The following is a 902-nucleotide window of genomic DNA, read 5'->3' on the forward strand; positions in this document are numbered from 1 at the left end:
TGGTAAGTAGGCCAGAGGGGTTGCACCTCAAGCCTCTCGCAGAACCGTACGTGAGACTCTCGCCTCATACGGCTCCCGTCAGCCAACCGTTGCCCCAGCGACCCGCCAGTGAACGAACAACCGTGGGTAGACAGCTGCCATCTTGCGTAGCCATTCAGCGCTACGTCGTTTGTGTCGCGACAGTGTCTTGTACTTCCGTCTGGCCCAGCGCTCGAGCTTCCGATCGACATATTGGAAGATCGCATACATCGCCGTTCGATAGAACGCCCCATAGTAGTTCCACCACCCTTGTATCGTTGGATTGCATTGCTGCGCAAAGTCTTCAAGCGTGGCTGGAGTCCGACGATGTATCTGCCAACTCCGTACCGTTTGCCTCATCCGTTTCAGCGCATCGTTGCTCGCCGCCGGCAGGAAACTGGTGAATCGCCGGTTGTACCTGCTCATTGCCTGGCGCGGTCTAAACGTAAAACCGAGGAAGGTAAATTGCACGTTCGGATAAGCTAAGGTGCGGTTCACGTCCTTGCAGTACACGATCTTCGACTTCTCCGGATGCATCGTCAAACCACACTGCTCCAGCCGTGATGCGATAGCTCGCATCACTTCTTCCGCCTGCCCGTGCCCGTGACTGCGGCAGTGAACCACTGCGTCATCGGCGTAGCGGGCGAAAGGAAGTTGTTGGTAAGTCCGCGTCATCCAGCTGTCGAACGCATAATGCATGAACAGATTCATCAGGATAGGACTGACTACTCCGCCTTGCGGGGTTCCCCTCTGCCGAGGTAGTCGGGCACCGTCTGCAGTCTCGAATGGCGCAGTAAGCCACCGCTCGATATACAGCAGGATCCAGTCTTCCTTGATGTGGTTTCGCACCGCCTTCATCAACAACGCATGATCGATCTGGTCAA

Annotated in this window: 1 protein-coding gene; it reads right to left on the minus strand. The window is 56.2% G+C overall.

Translation table 11 applies throughout. The annotated features are described in order from the left end of the window. Positions 1 to 78 precede the first annotated feature (78 nt). Positions 79 to 902 (minus strand): reverse transcriptase domain-containing protein (locus P0D80_RS50585; RefSeq protein ID WP_408296378.1); only part of this gene is annotated, 824 nt, incomplete at its 5' end.

The organism is Paraburkholderia sp. RL17-373-BIF-A (genome assembly GCF_046030175.1).
Taxonomy (GTDB): Bacteria; Pseudomonadota; Gammaproteobacteria; order Burkholderiales; family Burkholderiaceae; genus Paraburkholderia.